Annotated in this window: 20 protein-coding genes; 13 read left to right on the forward strand and 7 right to left on the reverse strand. The window is 63.7% G+C overall.

Going from position 1 to position 22,245, the window contains the following annotated elements:
• Positions 1 to 68: 68 nt before the first annotated feature.
• Positions 69 to 1,217: an acyl-CoA dehydrogenase family protein gene (locus ABB29_RS06180; protein ID WP_057657733.1), complete on the reverse strand. Its 1,149-nt coding sequence runs from the start codon at positions 1,215 to 1,217 to the stop codon at positions 69 to 71.
• A gap of 125 nt (positions 1,218 to 1,342) precedes the next feature.
• Here ABB29_RS06180 and ABB29_RS06185 point away from each other — a divergent pair, with 125 nt between their 5' ends.
• The 4 genes from ABB29_RS06185 (at position 1,343) to ABB29_RS06200 (ending at position 7,399) form a co-directional block, all read left to right on the forward strand.
• Positions 1,343 to 2,272, forward strand: a complete 930-nt coding sequence (locus tag ABB29_RS06185; RefSeq protein WP_057657734.1) for an ArsR/SmtB family transcription factor — start codon at positions 1,343 to 1,345, stop codon at positions 2,270 to 2,272.
• On the forward strand, positions 2,269 to 3,393 hold the full coding sequence (locus ABB29_RS06190; protein WP_057657735.1) for a homocysteine S-methyltransferase family protein: 1,125 nt from the start codon (positions 2,269 to 2,271) through the stop codon (positions 3,391 to 3,393). Before ABB29_RS06185 ends, ABB29_RS06190 begins: the two co-directional genes overlap by 4 nt.
• A 47-nt stretch (positions 3,394 to 3,440) precedes the next feature.
• Positions 3,441 to 6,125, forward strand: coding sequence for a methionine synthase (metH, locus tag ABB29_RS06195; RefSeq protein WP_057657736.1), 2,685 nt, complete (start codon positions 3,441 to 3,443; stop codon positions 6,123 to 6,125).
• An 83-nt stretch (positions 6,126 to 6,208) separates the two neighbouring features.
• A complete protein-coding gene (locus tag ABB29_RS06200; protein ID WP_057657737.1) occupies positions 6,209 to 7,399 on the forward strand; it encodes an MFS transporter in 1,191 nt (396 codons plus the stop codon).
• A 69-nt stretch (positions 7,400 to 7,468) separates the two neighbouring features.
• Here the strand turns inward: ABB29_RS06200 and ABB29_RS06205 are convergent, their stop codons facing one another.
• The 5 genes from ABB29_RS06205 to ABB29_RS06225 form a co-directional block, all read right to left on the reverse strand.
• Entirely contained in the window at positions 7,469 to 8,149 is a 681-nt protein-coding gene (locus ABB29_RS06205) for a DUF2058 domain-containing protein (RefSeq protein WP_057657738.1), read from the reverse strand.
• 75 nt (positions 8,150 to 8,224) lie between these two features.
• Positions 8,225 to 8,449 (reverse strand): SlyX family protein, encoded by a 225-nt coding sequence (locus ABB29_RS06210; RefSeq protein ID WP_057657739.1) that lies wholly within the window; start codon positions 8,447 to 8,449, stop codon positions 8,225 to 8,227.
• Positions 8,446 to 9,801 (reverse strand): UDP-glucose dehydrogenase family protein, encoded by a 1,356-nt coding sequence (locus ABB29_RS06215; RefSeq protein ID WP_057657740.1) that lies wholly within the window; start codon positions 9,799 to 9,801, stop codon positions 8,446 to 8,448. The genes ABB29_RS06210 and ABB29_RS06215 overlap by 4 nt, the downstream gene beginning before the upstream one ends.
• A 32-nt stretch (positions 9,802 to 9,833) precedes the next feature.
• Positions 9,834 to 10,718: an FKBP-type peptidyl-prolyl cis-trans isomerase N-terminal domain-containing protein gene (locus tag ABB29_RS06220; protein ID WP_245622555.1), complete on the reverse strand. Its 885-nt coding sequence runs from the start codon at positions 10,716 to 10,718 to the stop codon at positions 9,834 to 9,836.
• Positions 10,719 to 10,859: 141 nt separating this feature from the next.
• Positions 10,860 to 11,414: a glutathione peroxidase gene (locus ABB29_RS06225; protein WP_057657742.1), complete on the reverse strand. Its 555-nt coding sequence runs from the start codon at positions 11,412 to 11,414 to the stop codon at positions 10,860 to 10,862.
• A 131-nt stretch (positions 11,415 to 11,545) separates the two neighbouring features.
• Between ABB29_RS06225 and ABB29_RS06230 the strand changes: the two genes are divergently transcribed.
• The 7 genes from ABB29_RS06230 to ABB29_RS06260 all read left to right on the forward strand — a co-directional run bounded on the left by ABB29_RS06230 (position 11,546) and on the right by ABB29_RS06260 (position 17,915).
• Positions 11,546 to 11,806: a hypothetical protein gene (locus ABB29_RS06230; protein ID WP_057657743.1), complete on the forward strand. Its 261-nt coding sequence runs from the start codon at positions 11,546 to 11,548 to the stop codon at positions 11,804 to 11,806.
• A gap of 4 nt (positions 11,807 to 11,810) precedes the next feature.
• Positions 11,811 to 12,176 carry a GntR family transcriptional regulator gene (locus tag ABB29_RS06235; protein WP_057657744.1) on the forward strand — a complete coding sequence of 122 codons (366 nt, stop codon included), beginning with the start codon at positions 11,811 to 11,813 and terminating at the stop codon, positions 12,174 to 12,176.
• The gene (locus ABB29_RS06240; protein ID WP_057657745.1) at positions 12,173 to 13,045 is read left to right on the forward strand and encodes an ABC transporter ATP-binding protein; all 873 of its coding nucleotides are present in this window, start codon (positions 12,173 to 12,175) and stop codon (positions 13,043 to 13,045) included. The genes ABB29_RS06235 and ABB29_RS06240 overlap by 4 nt, the downstream gene beginning before the upstream one ends.
• The gene (locus tag ABB29_RS06245) at positions 13,042 to 14,022 is read left to right on the forward strand and encodes a hypothetical protein (protein WP_057657746.1); all 981 of its coding nucleotides are present in this window, start codon (positions 13,042 to 13,044) and stop codon (positions 14,020 to 14,022) included. The genes ABB29_RS06240 and ABB29_RS06245 overlap by 4 nt, the downstream gene beginning before the upstream one ends.
• Positions 14,023 to 14,110: 88 nt before the next feature.
• Positions 14,111 to 14,941, forward strand: coding sequence for a DUF4097 family beta strand repeat-containing protein (locus ABB29_RS06250; RefSeq protein WP_057657747.1), 831 nt, complete (start codon positions 14,111 to 14,113; stop codon positions 14,939 to 14,941).
• 67 nt (positions 14,942 to 15,008) lie between these two features.
• Positions 15,009 to 15,785 (forward strand): YggN family protein, encoded by a 777-nt coding sequence (locus ABB29_RS06255; protein WP_057657748.1) that lies wholly within the window; start codon positions 15,009 to 15,011, stop codon positions 15,783 to 15,785.
• Positions 15,786 to 16,019: 234 nt separating this feature from the next.
• Positions 16,020 to 17,915: a DUF1302 domain-containing protein gene (locus ABB29_RS06260; protein WP_170185851.1), complete on the forward strand. Its 1,896-nt coding sequence runs from the start codon at positions 16,020 to 16,022 to the stop codon at positions 17,913 to 17,915.
• A 418-nt stretch (positions 17,916 to 18,333) separates the two neighbouring features.
• Here the strand turns inward: ABB29_RS06260 and ABB29_RS06265 are convergent, their stop codons facing one another.
• Positions 18,334 to 19,764, reverse strand: a complete 1,431-nt coding sequence (locus ABB29_RS06265) for a class II fumarate hydratase (protein ID WP_057657750.1) — start codon at positions 19,762 to 19,764, stop codon at positions 18,334 to 18,336.
• Positions 19,765 to 19,916: 152 nt separating this feature from the next.
• Between ABB29_RS06265 and purB the strand changes: the two genes are divergently transcribed.
• Both purB and bla read left to right on the forward strand, forming a co-directional pair.
• Entirely contained in the window at positions 19,917 to 21,284 is a 1,368-nt protein-coding gene (gene purB, locus ABB29_RS06270; protein ID WP_057657751.1) for an adenylosuccinate lyase, read from the forward strand.
• 26 nt (positions 21,285 to 21,310) lie between these two features.
• Positions 21,311 to 22,237, forward strand: a complete 927-nt coding sequence (gene bla, locus ABB29_RS06275; RefSeq protein WP_057657752.1) for a subclass B3 metallo-beta-lactamase — start codon at positions 21,311 to 21,313, stop codon at positions 22,235 to 22,237.
• The last annotated feature ends 8 nt before the right edge of the window (positions 22,238 to 22,245 follow it).

Genomic DNA, 22,245 nt, shown 5'->3' on the forward strand with positions numbered 1-22,245 from the left:
GCACAAAAAAGCCCCGGTAAATCCGGGGCTTTTCTTTGCCTGGGAGAAACTCCCGCAGCGAACCTGTCTCAGCGCAGGCCGGTCTCGTTGCGGGCAATGACCAGACGCTGGATTTCACTGGTGCCTTCGTAGATCTCGGTGATCTTGGCATCGCGGAAATAGCGCTCCAGCGGCATTTCCTTCGAGTAACCCATGCCGCCGTGGATCTGCACCGCCTGGTGGGTGATCCACATCGCCGCCTCGGAGGCGGTCAACTTGGCCATTGCCGCTTCGTTGCTGAAGCGCTGGCCCTGGCCCTTGACCCATGCCGCACGCAAGGTCAGCAGCAGCGACGCATCCAGCTTGCACTTCATGTCGGCAATCTTGGCCTGGGTCATCTGGAAGGTGCCGATCGGCGCCCCGAAGGCCTTGCGGTCCTTGACGTATTCCAGGGTCTTTTCATAGGCTGCGCGGGCAATGCCAATAGCCTGCGAGGCAATACCGATGCGGCCGGCATCCAGCACGCCCATGGCGATCTTGAAGCCCTGCCCTTCCTCGCCGAGCACGTCCTCGGCGGCGACCAGGTAATCCTGGAATTCGATTTCACAGGTGGCCGAGGCACGGATGCCCAGCTTGGGTTCGGTCTTGCCGCGATGGAAGCCGGGCTTGTCGGTATCAATCAGGAACGCGGTGATGCCGCGCGCGCCCTTGTCGGCGTCGGTCATCGCGAACAGCACGATGTACCTGGCGACAGGACCGGAGGTAATCCAGCTCTTCTTGCCATTGATGACGAAGCTGCCGTCGGCCTGTTTGACCGCCTTGCAGCGCATCGCGGTGGCATCGGAGCCGGACTGCGGTTCGGTCAGCGCAAACGCGCCGATGGCGCTGCCTTCGGCAATCGGACGCACGTATTTCTGCTTCTGCTCTTCACTACCCCAGGTCAGTATGCCGTTGCAGAACAGCGAATTGTTGACCGACATGATGGTGGAGTGCGCGGCATCGCCAGCGGCAATCTCGACCATCGCCAGCACGTAGGCAACCGGGTCCATGCCGGCGCCGCCGTATTCGGCCGGCACCTCGATGCCCATCAGACCGTTCTCGCCCAGCAGGCGGATGTTGTCCAGCGGGAACTCGCCCACTTTGTCGAAATGCTCGGCGCTGGGCGCGATCTTTTCCTGGGCGATACGACGGGCGACGTCCTGTATCAGCAGTTGTTCTTCGGTGAAAGCAAAATCCACGACGGGGTTCCTTGGCGATCTACAAGACCAATATTGTACCGGTTGACCATCCGGAAGCGTATGCAGGGTTGACCGCACCGGCATGCGAGCCGACAATATCTCTATATCGCGATAGGAAGATATTTATGGATCTGGAAGCTTGGTCGGCGCGGCTGAAAGTCTTCGCCGACGCGACCCGGGTGCGGCTGTTGGCCTTGCTGGAGCGCGAAGAGCTCACCGTGGCCGAGCTGTCGGCCATCACCCAGCTGGCGCAGCCTCGGGTATCCACCCATCTGGCCAAGCTGAAAGAAGCTGGACTGGTGCGCGACCGCCGCGCCGGGGTGTCGGCGTATTACCGCTTCGACGAAGACAACCTGGACCCGGCGCAACGTGAACTTTGGCGCAGTCTGAAAGCCGGCAGCGATGACCCGCTGCTGCGCCAGGATGCCGAACGCGTGCCACAGGTGCTTGCCAACCGCGCCGCCGAACAGAACTGGGCCGACAGCGTGGCCGGCGACATGGAGCGGCATTATTCACCCGGCCGCACCTGGGAAGCGCTGGCACGTACCGCCTTGCCGTTGCTGGAAGCCGGCGACGTGCTGGATATCGCCTCCGGCGACGGCGTGCTGGCCGAACTGGTGTCACCGCATGCCAAACGCTATGTCTGTGTCGACACCAGTGCCCGCGTCGTCGCGGCTGCCGGCGAACGGCTGCGCCGCTTCCCCAACGTCGAAGTCCGCGAAGGCGACATGCACGCCCTGCCCTTCGCCGATGACAGTTTCGATCTGGTGGTGCTGATGCACGCGCTGACCTATTCCAGCAAACCGGCGCAGGCCGTGGCCGAGGCCGCGCGCGTGTTGCGACCGGATGGACGACTTCTGCTGAGCAGTCTCAGCAAACACGAACACCGCGCCGCGGTCGAAGCCTACGGCCACGTCAATCTCGGCTTCAGTGATCGCGAACTGCGCAGGTTCGCCGAAAAGGCCGGCCTGCAGGTGGCCAAGGCTGAAGTAGTCACCCGCGAACGTCGCCCGCCCCATTTCGAAGTCATTTCGCTGACCGCGGTGAAACCATGAGCACAGCCCCCACCAACCAACTGCCCTGGCTGCATCCGGAGCGGGTGCAGCGCCTGCTGCAGGCCCTGCAGCAACGCATCCTGATCATCGACGGTGCGATGGGCACCATGATCCAGCGCCACGGCCTGCAGGAAGCCGATTACCGCGGCGAGCGCTTTGCCGATGGCCGTGACAGCCAGGCACCGGCGGATGGCCACGTCCACGGCCCGGGCTGCGACCATGCCGCCGCCGGGCAGGATCTGAAAGGCAACAACGATCTGCTGCTGCTGACCCGTCCGGAGGTGATTGCAGGCGTCCACAGCGAGTACCTGCGCGCCGGTGCGGATCTGCTGGAAACGAATACTTTCAATGCCACCGCCATCAGCCAGGCCGACTACCAGCTGCAACACCTGGTCCACGAACTCAACAGGGAGGGCGCGCGTATCGCCCGCCAGTGCTGTGAGGCAATGGAACGCGAGACCCCCGACAGGCCCCGTTTCGTCATCGGTGTAATCGGCCCGACCAGTCGCACCGCCTCGATCAGTCCGGACGTCAACGATCCCGGCTACCGCAATACCAGCTTCGACGAGTTGCGCGAAACCTACCGGCAGGCCATTGATGGCCTGATCGATGGCGGCGCCGACGTGCTGATGGTGGAAACCATTTTTGACACGCTCAACGCCAAGGCGGCGCTGTATGCCATCGAAGAAGCCTTCGATGATCGCGGTGGCCGGCTGCCGGTGATGATCTCCGGCACCATTACCGATGCCTCCGGGCGGACCCTGTCCGGACAGACCGCCGAAGCGTTCTACGCATCGCTGGCGCACAGCAAGCCACTGTCGATTGGGCTCAACTGCGCGCTCGGCGCCAAGGATCTGCGCCCGCATGTCGAAACCCTGGCGACGATTGCCGATTGCTACGTCAGCGCCCACCCCAATGCCGGCCTGCCAAACGCCTTTGGCGAGTATGACGAAACGCCCGAGGAGATGGCCGAAACCTTGCGTGAGTTCGCCCAGTCCGGCCTGCTCAATCTGGTCGGCGGCTGCTGTGGCACCTCGCCCGCGCACATCAAGGCCATCGCCGAGGCAGTGGCCGGGATTGCGCCACGGGCGCTGCCACAAAGCCTGGAACGCGCCGCCTGACCGCGGCCAATCCCACTGCATATCGCTGAACTGAAGACCCCCCATCCATGAGCCATACCATCGCCACCCGCCTGTCCGGTCTCGAACCGCTGGTCATCACGCCGGACCTGCTGTTCGTCAATGTCGGCGAACGTACCAACGTCACTGGCAGCGCGCAGTTCCGCAAGCTGATCAAGGAAGAGCGCTTCGAAGAGGCGGTTGAAGTCGCACGCCAGCAAGTCGCCAATGGCGCCCAGATCCTGGACGTCAACATGGACGAAGGGCTGATCGATTCCGAAAAGGCGATGGTCCGCTTTCTGAACCTGATCGCCTCGGAACCGGACATCGCCCGGATTCCAGTGATGGTCGACTCGTCGAAGTGGACGGTGATCGAGGCTGGGCTGAAATGCCTGCAAGGCAAAGGCGTTGTCAACTCGATTTCGCTGAAGGAAGGCGAAGCCGCATTCATCGAGCAGGCCCGCAAAGTGCTGCGCTATGGCGCGGCGGCGGTGGTGATGGCTTTCGACGAGGACGGCCAGGCCGATACCTGCGCGCGCAAGGTCGAGATCTGCAGCCGTGCCTACCGTATCCTGACCGAGCAGGTGGGCTTTCCGGCCCAGGACATCATCTTCGACCCCAACATCTTCGCCATCGCCACCGGCATCGAGGAACATGACAACTATGCGGTCGACTTCATCGAAGCGACCCGCATCATCAAGGACACCCTGCCGCACTGCCATGTCTCCGGCGGCGTCTCCAACGTGTCGTTTTCCTTCCGCGGCAATGAAGCGGTGCGCCAGGCCATCCATTCGGTGTTCCTGTACCACGCGATCAAGGCTGGCATGGACATGGGCATCGTCAATGCCGGCGGCATGCCGATCTACGACGACCTGGATCCGGAACTGCGCGAGCGGGTCGAGGACGTGGTGCTCAACCGCCGCGCCGACGGTACCGAGCGCCTGCTGGAAATCGCCGAGCGCTACAAGGGCAAAAAGGGCGAGGCCAGAGTGGAGGACCTCGCCTGGCGTGACAAGCCGGTAAGCCAGCGACTCAGCCATGCGCTGGTCCACGGCATCGATGCGTACGTCGAGGAAGACACCGAACAGGCGCGACAGCAGGCCACGCGGCCGCTGGATGTGATCGAAGGCGCGCTGATGGATGGCATGAACGTGGTCGGCGATCTGTTCGGTGCCGGCAAGATGTTCCTGCCGCAGGTGGTCAAGTCGGCGCGGGTGATGAAGAAGGCGGTGGCCTACCTGCTGCCTTACATCGAAGCAGAGAAACTGCGTACCGGTGACACCGGCAAGTCCAATGGCAAGATCATCATGGCCACGGTCAAGGGCGACGTGCACGACATCGGCAAGAACATCGTCGGCGTGGTCCTGGCCTGCAACAATTTCGACGTGGTGGATCTGGGGGTGATGGTGCCGACCCAGAAGATCCTCGATGCCGCGCGGGCCGAGAACGCCGACTTGATCGGTCTGTCCGGACTGATCACCCCATCGCTTGAAGAGATGACCCATGTCGCCCGGGAAATGCAGCGGCAGGGCTTCGAAACGCCGCTGTTGATCGGCGGCGCGACCACTTCGCGCGCGCACACCGCACTGAAGATTGACCCGCACTACAGCGCGCCGACGGTATGGGTGAAGGATGCCTCGCGTGCGGTCGGCGTGGCCCAGTCGCTGATTTCACGCGACATGCGTGCCGGCTTTGTCGCCGCCAATGATGCCGACTATGCCGAAATCCGCGAACGCCACAAGAACCGCGGCGACGCCAAACGCCTGGTCAGCCTGGAGAAGGCCCGCGCACAGAGGTTCGACGGCGACTGGGACAACTATGCCCCGCCGCAACCGCGCACACCGGGCGTTACCGTATTCGATGACTATCCATTGGCCGAACTGGTCGATTACATCGACTGGACGCCGTTCTTCCAGGCCTGGGAGCTGGCCGGCAAGTATCCGGCGATCCTCAGCGACCCGATCGTCGGCACTCACGCCAGTGATCTGTACCGCGATGCCAGGGCCATGCTCGAGCGCATCGTCAGCGAGAAGTGGTTGACCGCCAAGGCGGTTTTCGGCCTGTGGCCGGCGCAGAGTGTCGGCGATGACGTCGAGTTGCAGACTGCCACTGGTCCGGTATGCCTGCATTTCCTGCGCCAGCAGGTCGACAAGCCGGTCGAGCGACCGGACTTCTGCCTGGCCGATTTCATCGCCCCGCAGGCCGCCGGCAAGCAGGATTGGCTGGGCGCCTTCGCGGTCACCGCTGGCATCGGCATCGACGCCCACGTGCAACGGTTCGAAGCCGCCCATGACGACTACAACGCGATTCTGCTCAAGGCATTGGCCGACCGCCTGGCCGAGGCCCTGGCCGAACGCCTGCACCAACGGGTACGCAAGGAGTTCTGGGGCTTCGCCGCCGACGAGCAACTGGACAACGAGGCATTGATTGCCGAGCGGTATCGGGGCATCCGCCCCGCCCCCGGCTATCCGGCATGCCCGGAACACAGCGAGAAGCAGACCCTGTTCGCCCTGCTCGATGCCGGCCAGAACGCCGGCATGACCCTGACCGAGAGTTTTGCGATGCTGCCGACCGCGGCCGTATCCGGCTACTACTTCAGCCATCCGCAAAGCCAGTATTTCGTCGTCGGCCGGGTCTCCAAGCAGCAGGCCGCTGACTATGCCAAGCGCAAAGGCGTGGAGCTGGCGCAGGTGGAACGCTGGCTGGCCTCGAATCTGGATTACGATCCGGAATAGCATTCCGCGCTTGCTCGCGGGATGCTGGCCGTATTCCCGCAATCCAAGCCCTAGCAGGGCGCCTGGCGCCCGCCTGAGATCCGATGACCACTCCCGCCCGCGACACCGTACCGGTGCTGCGCCTGTCCAGCTTTTATCTGTTCTACTACGCCGCGCTGGGCGCGTTCACGCCGTACTGGAGCCTGTTCCTGTCGGCACGCGGACTCAGCATTACCGCGATCAGCGTGATGATGAGCCTGTGGTACGCGACCCGGGTGGTCGCGCCGACTGCCTGGACTTCGCTGGCGGCGGCGGCGCCGCAACCGATCCGCTGGCTGCGCATCGGCTGCGCGTTGTCGCTGCTCAGCTTCTGCGCCTTCCTGCTGCCGCTGTCGCAGGCATGGATGTATCCGGCGATGGTGGTGTTCTGCTTCTTCTACAACGCGGTCATGCCCCAGTTTGAAGCCATCACCCTCACCCACCTGGGCAAGGACAGCCATCGCTACGGCCTGATCCGGGTCTGGGGCTCGCTGGGTTTCATCGCCGTGGTGGTGCTGTTCGGCTGGTTGCTGGAAGGCAATGGCGGCAGCAGCCACGCACTGCTGCTGCCGTGGCTGATGTTGCCGCTGTTCGTGTTGATGCTGGCCTCGGCCTTCAGCAACCACTATGCCCGTGACATCGGCAAGGCGGACGATGGCGACCACGGGTTCTGGCGCATCGTGCGACGACCGGCGGTGCTGGCGTTCTTCCTGGCCGCGTTCATGGAGCAGCTTTCATTCGGCCCCTACTACACCTTCTTCTCGGTCTACATGGATCACCACGGTTACCGGACCTCGCTGCTCGGCCTGTTGTGGACGGTCGGGGTGGTGTTCGAGGTCGGTGTGTTCTTCGTCATCGGCCGCTTCTTCCGCCGCTACGATGCCAGCTGGATGGTGTTGATAGCCCTGCTGAGTTCAACCGTGCGCTGGGCGGTGACCGCGCTGTTTCCGCAAAACCTGGCGATCATGCTGGTCGCCCAGAGTGCGCATGCGCTTGGCTTCGCAGCGTTCTTCGCCGCGGCGATGCAGCTGCTTGCCAGCTATTTCCCCGGACGCCTCAACGGCCATGCGCAGGGGTTGTTCTACGGCTTTTCCTCCGGCGTCGGCGGCGTGCTCGGCGCGTTGATCGCCGGGCAATTATGGAATATCGATCAAGGCCGTACTGCGTTCCTGGCCGCCAGCGGCTTTGCGCTCATCGGCGCGGTGCTGTGTTTCTTCGCGCTCAGCCTGCCGCTGTTGCGTGCGCGCCGCGGCTGAGCCCCATCGCCGAGCTTGATGCGCCGCGTTTACCGCCGTACCGCGTGATCCGAGTCGCGACCCCGTGCGTTACCAGATGAGATCGTCAGGCACCTGATACTGCGGATCCGCGTAAGGATCGTCCTGTACCGGTGCATCGGGATCAATCTTCAGGGCGACACTGGGTTCGAAGATCGCCTCGGCCTGCGCCAGCATCGCGGCGCTCACCAGCAGATAGCGGCCATTCTGCTGGACCACGCCCAGCTCACCGGCATTCAGGGCCTTGAGCTGGGTTTCGGTGACATAGATGCGCTTGATTTTGCCGCCGTAGGGAAAGTGGCGGGCGATCTCGGCAGCGGGATCATTCAATGCCTGATCCTTCAACAGCAGCTCCAGCCTGGCCTTGGCTTCGCGCCGCAACCTGGCCTGCTCCTGTTTCTGGCGTTCGGCTTCGATGCGCTCATCCTTCTCGCGCTGGGCGCGGATGGCGTAGGCCTTGGCCAGGTCAATATCTTCACGGGACTTGCCACCACGACGTTGGCCAGCCGCCTGGTCGGGCCTGCCGGATCTACCATCGCGCGCAGGTCGCGACTGACCCGGCCTGGTCCGAGCATCGTCGGCCTTGCCGTGCTTGCCCGCTTGAGCGCCCGGCTTGCCGGCACCGTGATGGGGCGGTCGGTTGCCAGCGCGCTTGTTCTCGGGTTTGCGTTCGGGGCGCGGTGCGGGCTTGAAGCCCAGGCCCAGCAGCTGGTCGCGAAGAGAGTCGGTCATACGGTTGGCTTTTCAGATACAGGTGCGAAATCAGCAGCGAAGAATGCAGCGGTGCAAGCCGCTGCGGATTTTCCATCAATAATGCGGTGGCGGCGGTTCATCGGCGGCGTCGGCATACAGCTCGCCGCGCACCTTGCGCAGATCCGACAGCAGGTGCTGCAGCAACTGCGCGTGCCGGTTGCCCTCGGCACGTGCATCGGCCAGCGCTTCGCTGAGCTCGCCCAGCGCATGCTCCTGGAATGCCAGCCGGGTTTCCAGCTCGACCAGGCGCTCTTCCAGGCTGTCGCCGGGACCGGTCATCCGCCCACCTGCAGCGAACGACCACGACCAATGCCGTAATAGGCCAGCCCGGCTGCCTCGACCTCGTCAGGCGTGTACAGGTTGCGGCCATCGAAAATCACCGCTTCCTTCAGTCGCGCCTGCAGTTGCGCGAAGTCAGGACTGCGGAACTGCTTCCATTCGGTGACCACCACCAGCGCGTCGGCGCCTTCAAGCGCGGCCGAAGCCGAATCGCACAACACCAGATCATCGCGCTGGCCGAAGATCCGCTCCGCTTCCTGACGTGCTTCCGGGTCATAGGCCCGCACCCGCGCACCGGCTTCCCACAACTGTTCGAGCAGACGACGGCTGGAGGCGGCGCGCATGTCATCGGTATTGGGCTTGAACGCCAGGCCCCACACCGCAAACGTGCGGCCACGCACGCCTTCATCCTCTCCGCGATCAAAATGACGCTGGATCAACTCGAACAGATGGCCTTTCTGGTTTTCGTTGACCGCTTCCACCGCCTGTAGCAGCTGCGCGGAATAGCCGTGCTGCTGCGCGGTTTTTTCCAGCGCCTGCACGTCCTTGGGAAAGCAGGAGCCGCCATAGCCGGCGCCCGGGTAGATGAAGTGCCAGCCAATCCGCGGATCCGACCCGATGCCATGGCGGACATGTTCGACATCGGCACCGACCCGCTCGGCGATGTTGGCGATTTCATTCATGAAGCTGATCTTGGTCGCCAGCATTGCATTGGCCGCGTACTTGGTCAGTTCGGCCGATCGCACATCCATCACCACCAGACGGTCATGGTTGCGATTGAATGGCGCATACAGGCGCTTGAGACGTTCGATGGCCGTGGCGCTGTCCGAGCCGACCACGATCCGGTCCGGGCGCATGCAATCGTTGATGGCATCGCCTTCCTTCAGGAATTCCGGATTCGAGACCACGTCGAAGCGGTAGTCGGCCTGGCGGCTGTCCAGTTCCGCCTGGATCGCTTGCCGCACCTTGTCGGCGGTACCGACCGGCACTGTCGACTTGCCGACCACGATGGCATTGCCCTGCATGTGCTGGCCAATGGTCCGCGCCACCGCCAGCACGTATTGCAGATCGGCGCTGCCATCTTCATCCGGCGGGGTACCGACCGCGATGAAGATGATCTCGCTGCTGCCGACAGCGCGTTCGGCATCGGTGGTGAAATGCAGTCGCCCGCTGGCGTGGTTGGCCTTCACCATCGGCTCCAACCCGGGCTCGTAAATCGGGATGATCCCGTTGTTCAGACCTTCGACCTTGCCTGCGTCGATATCGACGCAGGTGACATCGTGGCCGACCTCGGCCAGGCAGGTGCCGGTGACCAATCCGACATAGCCGGTACCGAAAATCGCAACGCGCATTCTTTGTTTCCTTCTTTCGAGTTCCTATTCCGTTACTGCAGGATGCCCATCAGTTCGACGTCGAAGGTCAGCGTCGCGTCCGGACCGATGGTGCCGCCTGGTGCGCCGTTGGGGCCATAGGCCAGGTTGCCCGGGATCCAGAAGCGGTATTTGGCGCCGACCGGCATCAAGGCAACACCTTCAGTCCAGCCCGGAATGACCTGGGTCAGGCCGAACTCGGCCGGTTCGCCACGATCATAGGAACTGTCGAACTTGGTGCCGTCGAGCAGGGTGCCCACATAGTTCACCCGGACCCGGCTCTGCGGGGTCGGTCGCGCACCATTGCCTTCGCGCAGGACCATGTACTGCAGGCCCGACGGCGTGGTGATCACACCCGGCTTGGTCTTGTTCCCGGCCAGGAACTTGGCGCCTTCTTCACGGTTGCGCTGGCCGGCCTGGCTCTGGCGCTGGGTCATGAACGCCTGCACCGCCGCCTGGGCTTCCGCGGCGGTCATCAGCGGCGTGCCGGTCTTGCCGACCACCGTGCGCATGGCCTGCATCATCACCGGCAGGTCGATCTCGCTCTTCAGCGGCGCCAATGACGGGCCGACCGCGAAACCACCGAGCATGTAGCCGACCTTGGCCTTGTCCACGGCCGGCGGTTTGCTGCCCGGCGCGGTCCCGGGCACGGTCTGGCCCTGGCTGGCGGCGATGTTGACCCGCAACGCCTGGTCGGTGGCCTGTGCATCAGCCTGCGAAATCAGCGGCTCACCGCCCTTGAACGAAGTTTCCAGTGCTTTCTGGAACGCCGACAGATCCATGAACTGGGCAACCGGCTCGAACGAATTGCCCACGTCCATGCCGATCGCATAGCTGACCTTGTCGCGCTCGCTGACCAGCGCTGTTTTTTCCTGTGCCGACACATTGCCTCCCAACATTGAACCCACGATGGCGATAACCGCGACGACGCCGCGAATCGGATGCTTCATCCCACAGACTCCTTGATATTCGCGCCGCACCGACGGCGCCAGCCGGTATTGTCGCATGTGGTCGCGGCCACGCGTAGAGCGTCGCGGCGATCAGCGCCCGGCCTGCAGTTCACGTTCGATCGCGGCCACCAGCGCCGGGTCATCCGGGGTGACCTTGCTGGGGAAATCGGCGACCACCTCACCCTTGCGGTTGATCAGGTATTTGTGGAAGTTCCAGCCGGGCGCATGGCCGGTTTCGCGGGTGAGTGACTGGTAAAGCGGGGTCGCTTGGTCGCCAATCACATGCACCTTTTCGAACATCGGGAACTTGACCCCGTAAGTCAGCGTGCAGAATTCCTGGATCTGCGCCTCGCTGCCAGGTTCCTGCCCCTTGAAGTCGTTGGACGGGAAACCCAGCACCGAGAAACCACGGCTGGCGTACTTCTGTTGCAGCGCTTCCAGGCCTTCATATTGCGGGGTGAAGCCGCATTTGCTGGCGGTATTGACGACCAGCAGGACCTTGCCGGCGTATGTCTTGTTCAGGTTAATCTCGGTTTTGCCGGCCAGCGAGCGGTAGTTCTGGTCCAGCAAATCGCTGGCAACGGCACTGTTTGCGAGCCCAGCCAGGGCAACAAAACCCAACATTTTCAAATATTTGCGAATCATTTTCGTGACTCCGTGAGCGTTCGGCGCCCAGTATGCCGTTAGTTGGGTCGCAAAACACCGGCAAGGACTTGATCGGACGTGTTTAGGTGTTATAGTTACATACAACACCACTCACCCAGCCGGGGAGTCACATGAACGAGAAACTGCTCAATTCAGGTTTCGCCCTCGCCGGGGCCGTCAGCCTGCTGTTGCTGGGATTGTCAGCCCAGCCAGCGGCAAGGATGGACACCGGCTTTGCCGCGCCTTCGCTGCTGCCGGCCACGCCGGCGGCATTGGAGGAAGACGTCATCGAGGCCGTCCATCCGCAGGCCGGGCCGTCGCGTCATCGTCGTCGGGCCGCGCTGTCGATGCCCTATTTCTCTTTCGCCCGTTCCCTGCGCAGCGGGAGCTGAAGCCATGACATCCATCCAATGGAGTGACGGTGCTCCGATCTACCGTCAACTGAAGGAACGGGTCATCGCGATGATGCTCGATGGCCTGCTCAAGCCCGGCGACGCGCTGCCGTCGGTGCGCCAGGTCGCCGCCGAGTACCAGCTGAATCCGATTACCGTTTCACGCGCCTATCAGGAACTGGCGGACGAGGCACTGGTGGAAAAGCGCCGCGGGCTGGGCATGTTCGTCACCGAAGAGGCCTCCAAGAAGCTGATGGCCAGCGAACGCGAACGCTTCCTGACCGAAGAATGGCCGGCCGTGTCCGAACGCATCGAACGGCTGGGCCTGACCATCGAAGAACTGCTCATATCAAAGGGGAATGCATCATGAGTGCTGTCATTGGCAACGTGGTTTCCGCGCACGGCCTGCGCAAGGCGTATCGCAACAGGCTGGCGCTGGACAATACCGAATTCGAGATACCGGCCGGGCGCATCATCGGCCTGATCGGGCCCAATGGCGCCGGCAAAACCACGGCACTGAAGGCCATCCTCGGACTGATCCCGTTCGAGGGCAATCTCAAGGTACTGGGCCTGGACCCGCGCAAACAACGCGACCAGCTGATGAATGATGTCTGCTTCATCGCCGACGTCGCGGTGCTGCCGCGCTGGATGCGGGTACGCGAGGCGGTTGATTTCGTCGAGGGCGTGCATCCGCGTTTCGACCGGGCCAAGTGCGAGCGCTTCCTTGCCAACACCCAGCTCAATCCCAACCTGCGCGTGCGCGAGATGTCCAAGGGCATGATCGTGCAGTTGCACCTGGCACTGGTGATGGCGATCGACGCCAAACTGCTGGTATTGGACGAACCGACCCTGGGCCTGGACATCCTCTACCGCAAGCAGTTCTACCAGAACCTGCTGGAAGACTATTTCGACGAACAGAAGACCATTCTGGTCACCACCCACCAGGTCGAGGAAATCGAGCACATCCTGACCGACGTGATGTTCATCCGTGACGGCAAGGTGGTGCTGACCGCGGCGATGGACGATGTCGCCGAACGTTACACCGAGCTGCTGGCCAGTGCCGACAACGTCGCCCAGGCCCGCGCGTTGCTGCCCATCGACGAGCGCGCCCTGCCCTTCGGCAAGACCGTGATGTTGTTCGATGGAGTGTCACGCACGCGGCTGGCGGCCCTAGGAGAAACCCGCACGCCCGGGCTGGCGGATCTGTTTGTCGCCATCATGAAAGGAACCTACGCATGAACGCCGTGACCGTCCACAAAACACATACGTTCAAGTGGCTGCTCAAGCGCGAGTACTGGGAAAACCGTGGCGGCTTCCTGTGGGCGCCAGTCGTCACCGGTGCCATCGTCGCGCTGTTGTCGCTGATTGCTTCGACCATCGGTACGGTCAAAGTCCTGCAGATGAAGAACAAGCCCAGTTTCAACATGAACATCGACGGGCCGATCGATGAATACACCCGCCAGATTGGCGCGGTCGGCGACGGCATCCTGATTCTCGGCCTCGGCCTGGCGTTCGTGGTGCTGGCGTTCGTGGTGTTCTTCTACTGCCTGGGTACGCTGCACGATGACAAGCGCGATCGCAGCATCCTGTTCTGGAAATCATTGCCGGTATCCGACACCGCGATGGTGTTGTCGAAGGTGTGCTGGGCCTTGCTGCTGGCGCCCCTGCTGTCGCTGGTCATCGGCGTGGCGATCGGCTTGACCCTATGGGTGATCGCCGGTGCATCGATGGCCATCAGCGGTGTGCCCAGCGGATTCTCGATGTTCACCCATTCGCACCCGTTCGCGGTGGTCGGCAATGCATTGAGCAGCCTGCCAATCTATGTCTGCTGGGCGCTGCCGACGGTTGGCTGGCTGATGTTCTGCTCGGCCTGGGCACGCAGCAAACCGTTCCTGTGGGCGGTACTGGTGCCGATCCTGGCCTGCATCATCATCAGCATGGTCGGCATCCTCGGCCTCGATCTGCCATACGACAAGTTGTGGTACGTGGTCGCCTACCGTGGCCTGCTGAGCGTGATACCGGGCACCTGGTCGCCGCTGGCCGGCCATATCGACAACAACATCCAGATCCACTCGCCGGCTGACTTGATGCAGGTGGTCAACCTGGGCAACAACTGGCAGTTGTTCGGCACCATCGACATGTGGATCGGCATGCTGGTGGGCGTAGCCTTCATCGTCGCTGCCATCCATATCCGCCGCTGGCGCGAAACCGAGTGATCCCCGCCTGCGGTGGCCGCCGAGCGGGCGCCACCGCACCGCTGCGCGGGCCAGCCGCCCGCAGCCCTACCTGCTTCCGGAGAATCTGATGCGTCCCGTTTTCATCGCCACTGTGTTGGCCGCCCCGCTGCTGTTGCTTGCCCCGTTCGCGCAGGCATACGAGTGCCCGCATGCACAGGACCGCCAGTTGGAGCTGGATCTGGCTGGGGTCAGAACGATCACCTTTGAAGTCAATTCCCATGATCTGGTGCTGGATGCGGTCGCCGGCACCGGCGGCAAGCTCGCCGGCCGCGCCTGCGCCGACGATGCCGATGATCTCGCCGGCCTGACCCTATCCCAGCGCAAACAGGGTGACGCACTGGTGGTGAGCCTGCAGAACGAGCAGCATAAGGGCTGGTCGTTCTTCAACCAGGGCATGGCCCGCCTGCACATCAGCGGCCAGGTGCCGGCCGACCGGACCATCCATCTGAAAGTCGATTCCGGCGACGCCAGCCTGGACGGCGCCAGCATCGCCAGCGTCAGCGTCGGTTCCGGCGACGCCCAGCTCAGCAATACCCGCGGCCTGGTCGCGGCCAAGGTCGGATCCGGCGACATCAAGGTGCGCCAGGCAGGCGCCCTGAAGGTCACGTCGATAGGTTCAGGCGATCTGGAAAGTGCCAGCGTCGCTGGTCCGGCGACGGTGGACAGCATCGGTTCCGGCGAATTTTCGCTGCGCGGCGGCAAGGGTGACGTGCACATCGGTTCGCTGGGTTCGGGCGACATCGACCTTCGCGATGTCACCGGCAATGTCGAGATCCGTTCGATCGGCTCAGGCGATGCCGACATCCGCCAGGTCACCGGAAACCTGACGGTTGCTTCGGTCGGCAGTGGTTCGGTCGACCACCAGCAGGTCGGCGGCCGGATTGACGTCGCCGAATGACGTTTCAATGGCAGATCCATCATCACCGGCATCACTGCGGCGATGCCAAACACCGAGGAATCCAGGTATGCGTGTCGCCCTCAGAAAACTGACCATCAGCGGCTGCCTGCTGCTGGCACTGGCAGCCTGCCAACCGACGAGCACGGTCGAGACCGCGCAGGGTTCTGTCAGCAGCAGCGGCCTGCGTGATCACCTGACCATCAACAGCGGCAATCTGCCACCGGCGCGTATTGGCCGCGACGGCAGCCTGCGGATTGACGGCCAGCCAATCGCCTTGAGTCCGGTCCAACAGCAACTGGTACGCGACTATTACGCCCAGCTCGACGGCATCAGCCAGGCGGGCATTGAAGTCGGCAAGCAAGGCGCGGCACTGGCGGGCAAGGCGGCCAGCGAAGCGGTCAAAGGCATACTCAGCGGCAATTCCGATGCGGTAGGTGAGAAAATCGAAGCCGAAACCAGCAAGATCGAGACGGCAGCGCTGCAGCTCTGCGACCATCTGGCCGGTTTGCGCGCTGCCCAGGACGCCTTGGGCAGACAAGTGCCGCAGTTCCAGCCCTACGCCCACATCCATGCAACCGACGTCGACGACTGCCGCGACAAGAGTACTCGCACCGGTTTGACCGACGCCGAGCGTGCACGCAAGCAGACCGAGGTTCGCCAGGAGATCCGTCAAGGCATCCGCCAGGCCCTTCGCGGTGGGGTGCGAACAGCGGCGGCGACGGTGAAGGCCGCTGCGGATGACGATTCCGGTGCCGGCTCCGGTGCTGCGGCCACCGCCGACGCCGCGGCTGATCGAGCAGCAGTTGCCGAGACGAAAGCGGACAACACCGCCACGGCCCACTGATCCGGATCACCGCAAGCGCGGGCCTGGCGCGCGTCGAGCGGTGCTGGCAGCCATTGTCCGCTGTCGAGCCCTCGGCTTGGGATCAAGTGACGGAAATACACCGGTAAATCGCCTTGAAAGCGGCGATTTGCGGCGCATTCCGGCTTGGAAAGGACCGCGCTGATCCTGGCAGCGCCGGTCATCGACATGGCAGCGGCCATCCTCCATCGTGAAGGACGACTCGGGAGGTCCTTCATGTTGCGCAACATTGCTCTCGCCCGCGATCACGGGCGTCATTCCGGTATGACCCGCTTCCACCGCCTGGCCCTGGCAATCGCCCTGGTGACAACGGTGCCTGCTGCGCAGGCGGTCGATTTCGAATGGGGTGACGTCCAGGGTTCGCTAACCGGATCACTCGGCGTCGGCGGCATCTGGACCACCGAGCAGGCCAGCCCGGATCTGATCTTCCGCGGCAACGCCCTGGCCGCCGGCCGTGATGGCCAGGGCTACAACCCATTCGGTGGTCGCAACATCGACGATGGCCGCCTGAATTACCAGGACGCTGGGCTGGCTTCGGCGCCAATCTTCGGTCTGGCCCGACTGGATCTGAAACAGGGCAACTTTGATCTGCGCATCGGCATCCGTGCCTGGTCGGATCAATACCAGAAAAATCATCGGGTGCCGTTTGGCAACCTCGGCAATGGCTATGCCGGCAATCAGCCGCTGGATGATGATCAGTTCGATCGTCAGGCCCGCTTCGATGGCATCGCCCTGACCGAAGCCTACATCCACGGCCGTTTCAATCCCGGCGGCCATGCCCTCGACCTGACCCTGGGCAATCAGTTGTTGCCGTGGGGCGAAAGCAAGTTCTTCGTCAATGGCATCAACACCATCAACGCCTATCTGCTGCAGGCGCAGCGGACCCCCGGCGACACCTTGCGCCTGCCCAGCCAGATGTTGAGCGCGTCGTTGCAACTGACGGAGAAAACCAGACTCGGCGCGTTCTACCAGTATCGCTGGGATCCTATCGTGCTGGATGGCTGTGGCACCGCATTTTCCACCTATGACTATGTCGCCGGTGACTGCAATGGCGCACTGCCGCGTGGCAGCGATGATCGCCTAGCCTATCAACAGGATCTGCTGGTCGAGCGGGCGCCGGATGTGGAACCGCGCGACAGTGGCCAGATGGGCTTGACGCTCAGCCATGAGTTCGGCACCACCACGGTGTCCGGCTATGCGCTCAACCTGCACTCCAACCGCCCCTATGTCGGCATCATTGCCGACCGCTACCAGGGCCTTGACGATAACGGTCTGGACAGCGGATGGCGGCCGCCGACCGACAGCTCCCATGACAGCGACAGCAACGTCCGCTATGTACTCGAGTATCCTGAAGACATCCAGTTATACGGGATCAGCTTCAACGCCAAACCCGGCAAGGGCCTGCAGTTGTTCGGCGAATACAGTCTGCGCCATGACCAGCCAATCCAGCTGGCGACCGCGGATCTGATCTACGGCTTTGCCGCCGATCCGGCATTCTTGGGCCAGCGCATCGGCGAACCGCTGACGCTGGCCGACGCCCGCGCCAGCACCGCGCCCGGCGATGTCTTCCACGGCTACGACCGCTACGACGTGTCGCAGTTCTCAGTCGGCGCGATCCAGCCGATTCCCGATGTCATGGGCGCCAAAGCGCTGGTGCTGATGGCCGAACTGGGCGCCAAGTACGTGCACGCGATGGCGCCGTTGAGCGAGCGCCGCTATGCCAAGGTCGATGCCTATGGCAGCGATCTGGCCGCCGGCAACAGCACGGGGTGTGCCATCGGCACGCCTGCGCCGGAATTCCGTGATCGCGGCTGCTCGTCGGATGGCTACGCCACCCCGTTCGCCTGGGGCTATCGCCTGCGCGCGCAATTGACCTATGCCGATGTCGCACCCGGACTGAGCCTGACGCCTTATCTGATGTTCGGCCAGGACGTGAACGGCTATTCCTACGACGTCAATTTCGTCGAGGGCCGGCTGCTCGGCACCGCCGGTATCAAGCTAGATTATCGCCAGCGCTATTTCGCCGAGCTGTACTGGTCGGGCTCAGGCAACACGCCCTACGGCGATGTCGACCGCGATTATCTATCGGCCAGCATGGGCGTGCGCTTCTAGGCACGACTGCCCCCGTAGAGCGCAGCTTGCTGCGCTTCAGCCATGACGCCAGTGTTTGACCTGGGATAGCGGAGCAAGCTCCGCTCTACGGAAGACGTGTGCTGCTTCGTAGAGCGCAGCTTGCTGTGCTTCAACCACGACGCGAGCGTTTACCCCGGGACAGCGGAGCAAGCTCCGCTCTACGGAGGAGCTGGGCGCTGTTTTGTAGAGCGCAGCTTGCTGCGCTTCAGCCACGACGCGAGTGTTGCCTTGGGATAGCGGAGCAAGCTCCGCCCTACGGAGGAGCTTGGCGCTGTTTTGTAGAGCGCAGCTTGCTGCGCTTCGGCCATGACGCGCATGGCCGGGGTGTGGCTGTTGCCTTGGGATAGCGGAGCAAGCTCCGCTCTACGGGGACATCAAGACGTGGCCGCGGCTGCGGTCAGCCACCGCCGCCGGGTTTGCCGTGGATGCCACCCTTGGCCAGCGTCGCCGGGTCCAGCAACGACCTGAGTTCCTTCTCGCTCAGGCCGGTGGCTTCCACCGCCACCTCCAGCACCGGACGCTGTTGCTTGTAGGCCTGCTTGGCGATGGCCGCGCCCTGCTCATAGCCGATCACCGGATTCAGCGCCGTCACTAGGATCGGGTTGCGCTCCAGCGCCCGCTGCACGTTGTCACGGCGCACCTTGAGGCCGGCAATCGCGTTGTCAGCCAGCAGCCGCGAAACATTGGACAGCAGCTGGATCGATTCCAGCAGGTTGGCCGCGATCAGCGGCAGCGCCACGTTGAGCTGGAAATTGCCGGTCTGGCCGGCGATCGAGATGGCCGCGTGATGGCCCATGACCTGCGCGCAGACCATCACCGTGGCCTCGGGCAGCACCGGGTTGACCTTGCCCGGCATGATCGAGCTGCCTGGCTGCAGCGCCGGCAGCTCGATCTCACCCAGGCCAGCCAGTGGGCCGGAATTCATCCAGCGCAGATCGTTGGCAATCTTGATCAACGCCACCGCCAGCGCATTCAACTGGCCGGACAATTCCACCGCATCGTCCTGTGCCGCCAGCCCTTCGAACTTGTTGCCGGCGCTTTCGAAGCGGGTCCGGGCCAGCGCGGTGAGGGCCTTGGCGACCTTGCCGCCGAAGCGCGGGTCGGCGTTGATGCCGGTGCCGATCGCGGTGCCGCCCAGAGGCAGCCGGCGCAGTCGCTTGAGGGTGTCAGCCAGACGCTGCTCGGCCGATGCCAGCTGCGCCGACCAGGCCGAGAACTCCTGCTCGAAGCTCAACGGCATGGCGTCCATCAGATGGGTGCGGCCGGTTTTGACCACCCGCGACAGCGATTTGCCACGCTTGTCGATGCTCTTGCGCAGATGCTTGAGGGCCGGCAGCAGGTCCTCGACCACCGCCATCTGCGCCGACACCCGGATCGCCGTAGGCACCACATCGTTGGAGCTCTGGCCGAGGTTGACGTGGTCATTGGGATGCACCGGTTTGCCTTCGCGGCTGGCGAGATTGGCGATGACCTCATTGGCATTCATGTTGGACGAGGTACCGGAACCGGTCTGGTAGACATCAATCGGAAAATGGGCGTCGTGTTCACCATTGGCCACCGCCAGTGCGGCATCGGCCACCGCGCCCGCCAGTCCTTTCGGCAGCAACCCCAGATCGGCATTGACCTGCGCGGCAGCTGCCTTGACCAGGCCCAGCGCACGGATGAAGCCACGCGGCATCGGCCGGCCGGAAATCGGGAAGTTCTGCACCGCGCGTTGGGTCTGCGCGCCCCACAGTGCCTCGGCGGGCACCTGCAGTTCGCCCATGCTGTCGTGCTCGATGCGGAAGCGGGCGCGCTTGGCCGGGCGTGCGGCATTTTTCTTGCTCATGGGCTCTCCAGGATGGCGGCGACGGGCGCCGGCAAGGCTGGAACCGCCGGCAGGGGCCCACAGCATACGCCAGTGGCTTGCGGCGACGGCGGAACACCGGTGCCGCATAACCGCTAAAATGGCCGGCCTCCTCCCTTGATTCGCCCTGCCCCATGTCTGAGTCCAGCCTGCTTGCCCTGTCCCCGCTCGATGGCCGCTACGCCGGCAAGGTCGATGCCCTGCGTCCCATCTTCTCCGAGTACGGACTGATCAAGGCCCGTATCAAGGTCGAAGTGGAATGGCTGCTGGCGCTGGCCGCCGAGCCCGGCATCAGCGAGCTGGCCGCGTTTTCCGATGCCGCCCGCGATCGCCTGCGGGCGCTGGCTGACGATTTCAGCTTGCAACAGGCGGCGCGGGTCAAGGAGATCGAGCGCACCACCAACCACGACGTCAAGGCGGTCGAGTACTTCATCAAAGAGCAGCTCAAGGACGATGCCGAGCTCGGCCCGGCGCTGGAATTCGTCCACTTCGCCTGCACCAGCGAAGACATCAACAACCTCAGCTACGCGCTGATGCTGGAGGCAGCGCGCAGCCAGGTGCTGCTGCCAACCCTGGACCGGGTGAGCGAGATGCTGCGCACCCTGGCCCATCTCCAGGCCGGCCAGCCGATGCTGTCGCGTACCCATGGCCAGACCGCCTCGCCGACCACCCTGGGCAAGGAGCTGGCCAACGTGGTCGCGCGCCTGCAACGCCAGCGCCGGCAGATCGCCGCGGTCGAACTGACCGGCAAGATCAATGGCGCGGTCGGCAACTACAACGCCCACGTGGTCAGCTATCCGGATGTCGACTGGCCGGCGTTCGCGCAGCGCTTCGTCGAAGGCCTGGGGCTGGTGTTCAATCCATACACCACCCAGATCGAGCCGCACGACAATGTCGCCGAAATCGGCGATGCCACCCGCCGCGCCAACACCGTGCTGGTGGACCTGTCGCGCGACATCTGGGGTTACATCTCGCTGGGTTATTTCAAGCAGCGGCTGAAGGAAGGCGAAGTCGGCTCATCGACGATGCCGCACAAGGTCAATCCGATTGACTTCGAGAACGCGGAAGGCAATTTCGGCTTGGCCAATGCACTGTTCGAGCATTTCTCGGCCAAGCTGCCGATCAGCCGCTGGCAGCGGGATCTGACCGACTCCACCGTTCTGCGTGCGCTCGGCGTGGCATTCGGCCACACCCAGGTGGCGCTGGATTCGCTGGCCAAGGGCTTGGGCAAGTTGACCGTGGCACCGGAACGACTGGATGCGGATCTGGATGCGGCCTGGGAAGTACTGGCCGAGGCCGTGCAGACCGTCATGCGCCGCCATGGCCTGCCCAACCCCTATGAGCAATTGAAAGCCCTGACCCGCGGCCACGGCATCACCGAAGACTCGATGCGTGAATTCATCCAGTCACTGCAACTGCCTGCCGATGCCAAGCAGCGGTTGCTGGAACTGACCCCGGGCAGCTACGTCGGCCTGGCCGAATCGCTGGCGAAGAAGATCTGAAATCCCTTCAACAACAAAGGATCTGCATGCGTTGTCTGCTTGCCCTGACTGCCGCATTCGCGCTGAGTGCCTGCACCACCCCTGCGCCGGCACCGACGCAGGCAACGGCCGCGACCGCCGCGGACATCGCCGAGTGCCCGGCCGATGCATCCGGCATGGATGGCTGGGATACCGCCGCACCGCCGCGACGCGTCTACGGCAATACCTGGTATGTCGGCACCTGCGGCATCAGTGCCCTGCTGGTGACCTCGGACCAGGGCCACGTACTGGTCGATGCCGGTACTGCCAAGGCGGCGCCGCTGGTCGAAGCCAGCATCCGTGCGCTCGGCTTCAGGCTTGAGGACATCAAGTACATCCTCAATTCCCATGATCATCATGACCACGCCGGCGGCCTGGCCCAACTGCAGGCTGACAGCGGCGCGATCGTGCTGGCCGGTGCCGATTCGGTCGCCACCCTGCTGCGCGGTGCCAGCGATGCCAGCGACCCGCAGTACCACACCACCGCCAGCTTTCCGCCGGTCGCACGGGTGCAGGCAGTCGCTGACGGACAGACGATCAGTGTTGGCCCGTTGCGGATCACCGCCCATGCCACCCCTGGACATACGGCTGGTGGCACCAGCTGGAGCTGGAGCAGCTGCCAGGACGGGCAATGCCGCCACATCGTCTATGCCGACAGTGTCTCGGCGATTTCCGATGACCACTATCGTTACTCCGACGAAAGCGCGCATCCGGGCACGGTCGCCGCATTCCGGCGCTCGCTGGACACACTGGATGGGCTTGATTGCGACATCCTGATCAGCACCCACCCGGTCGCCAGCCAGTTGTGGGCGCGGCTGGGCAACCCGCCCAGTGCCGCGCTGATCCAACCCGACGCCTGCCACGTCTACGCCGCCAACGGCCGCAAGGGCCTGCAGGCGCGCCTGCAGCAGGAACAGAATGAGGCCCAGCCGTGATTGAAGTC

This window comes from Pseudoxanthomonas dokdonensis (assembly GCF_001431405.1).
Taxonomy (GTDB): Bacteria; Pseudomonadota; Gammaproteobacteria; order Xanthomonadales; family Xanthomonadaceae; genus Pseudoxanthomonas_A; species Pseudoxanthomonas_A dokdonensis.